Genomic DNA, 2,604 nt, shown 5'->3' on the forward strand with positions numbered 1-2,604 from the left:
CAAATTGCGGTGAGTCAGCTCAGCACCTTTTGAAACACCCGTTGTACCACCAGTATATTGAAGCACGGCAGTATCACTTAAAGTTAAAGTCGGACGTTTATAATTGCTTGGATTTTCTTTATTTAATGCACTGTTAAATTTAACATGCCCAGGAATATTCCAAGCTGGAATTTGTTTACGGACTTTACGTAAAACAAAGTTCACCAAAGTACCTTTCAGTGTACCTAGCATATCTCCGACAGAAGCAACAACTACATGCTTCACTGGAGTTTTACCCAAAATGCTTTGGTAAACACTTGCAAAGTTCTCGATAATAACGAGCACTTCTGCACCTGAGTCATTTAACTGATGCTCAAGTTCACGCGCAGTATATAGTGGGTTAACATTCACTAAAACCAAGCCTGCACGTAAGACTGCCAATGCCACTACAGGATACTGCAGCACGTTTGGCATCATTACTGCCACACGCGTACCTTTTGCTAACCCCAAATTTTGCAAATAGGTCGCGAACTTACGGCTTGCAAGCTCCAACTCGTTAAATGACATGGCTTTATCCATAAAGATAAAGGCATCACGAGAACCAAATTTTTGGAAATTACGCTCAAAAATATCAACAAGTGAGGTATTTTCTGCAGGCAATGCTACTGTTTCTGGAATCCCTGTCTTTTGGTATTCTGCAAACCAAATCTTTTCCATAATGCCATTATCTCCGATTCGTAATCCTTAGTAATAACTGTTATTCAATGCCCCAGCTATTCTTTAGCTTCTTGGTGCCAGAACATATTTAAAACTTATTGGCACATTCATGACACTTTCGAACAAGATTATGAGACAGAAGTTTTGACAATTTAAGCCTGCCAAATTTTTTGCATGGAGTACAAATTACGTACTCCAAATTGCTGCCCTTTTAATCATTATTCAATACCAACAAGTTCAGTTCATTGCTTGAACATGTTGCCATATATAGCGTATTTATGTTGCCAGACGCTAGCTTTATCTCTGAATCAACAGTTTATTTGCTTTTTGATATCCACGTGGTAAGAGCTGACCTTTCGAAGCACGTTTACCCATGTATTTTTGTAGATCATCACCTTTTAATTTGAGATGTTGTTGACCTGCAACCACCTGAATTATTTCATCTAAGTTCAGGGTTGTCATGGATAAAATTTGCTCTTTGCCTTCAAGTTGTATCAACTTATTACCTTTACCTTTATTTAAATTTGGTAGTTCTGCCAAATCTAAAATTAACAAACGCCCTGCTGAGCTCAGTACAGCCAAATGCGTCATGTTTTGGGCAGAAATGAGTGGTAAAGCCTTTGCCTTATCCGGAACCGTTAAGAATGTCTTACCGGCTTTCGCATTGGTATCTAATTGCTTGGTTTGCGTTTTAAAACCATAACCTGCCGAACTTGCAGCAATCAATTCAGACTCATCATCATCTAAATAAACCTGAATAAACGATACGCCACTTGCTGGTGATAATTTAGAACTTAATGGATCCCCCAAGCCTCTCGCTGAAGGTAAGTTACTAATTGGCAAGGCATAGCTGCGCCCTGTTTCATCAAGGAAGTAAACTCGCTGATTGGTTTTACCGACAGCATGACTTAAATATTGGTCCCCAGCACGGTAGTTCAGATTTTCAGCATCCACATCCGCACCTTTTGCCTCACGAACCCAGCCTGCTTCAGACAACACGACTGTTACCGTTTCAGCTGGCATTAAATCCTGTTCTTTAATTTGAACCGCTTCAGCACGTGCAACAATTGGAGAACGGCGCTCATCACCGAACTTTTTCGCATCTTCTTTTAATTCACTGATAATCAGGTTTTTTAAAGATTCAGGATTTTCGAGTTGTTCACGAATAATGGCAGCTTTCGCGGAAAGCTCATCTTGTTCATGACGAATTTCCATCTCTTCAAGCTTTGCCAAATGACGTAATTTAAGCTCTAAAATCGCTTCGGCCTGTATCTCATCAATATTGAAGTGTTCCATCAAGACTGGCTTAGGCTGGTCTTCTTCACGAATAATACGAATGACTGTATCAATATCGAGATAAGCAATTAAAAGACCTGCCAAAATATGCAGGCGCTTTTCAATACGGTTTAAATGGTACTGTAAACGACGAGTTACCGTTTTTTTACGGATCTCGATCCATTCAAGCAAAATACGACGAATTGATTTCACCTGAGGACGGCCATCTTCGCCAATCATGTTTAAATTGACACGATAGCTTGATTCTAAATCAGTGGTCGCAAATAAGTGGCTCATCACTGCTTCCGCATCAATACGGTTAGAGCGCAGTACAATCACGAGTCGTGTCGGGTTTTCATGATCCGATTCATCACGCACATCAACGACTAATGGCAGCTTTTTAGCCTGCATCTGGTCAGCAATTTGAGTAATTACCTTAGAACCAGAGACTTGATATGGCAGTTCAGTAATTACGATTTCATTTTTCTCAATGGTATATACCGCTCGCATACGGTAACTGCCACGACCAGTGGTCTGGATTTTGAGTAATTCTTCTGGCGGGGTAATAATTTCAGCTTTGGTTGGTAAATCCGGAGCCGGAATATATTCAGCTAATTTTTCGTCCGAGGTTTG

2 protein-coding genes are annotated in these 2,604 nt (G+C 40.3%); both read right to left on the reverse strand.

The genetic code is table 11. From position 1 onward, the window contains the following. A partial coding sequence (locus VXQ92_RS15625) for an AMP-binding protein (RefSeq protein ID WP_416682416.1) occupies positions 1–696 on the reverse strand: 696 nt, incomplete at its 3' end. Positions 697–993: 297 nt separating this feature from the next. Next, positions 994–2,604, reverse strand: a 1,611-nt coding sequence (locus tag VXQ92_RS15630) for a DNA gyrase subunit A (protein ID WP_416682418.1), incomplete at its 5' end; no start/stop codon positions are given.

This window comes from Acinetobacter sp. 228, from assembly GCF_048147885.1.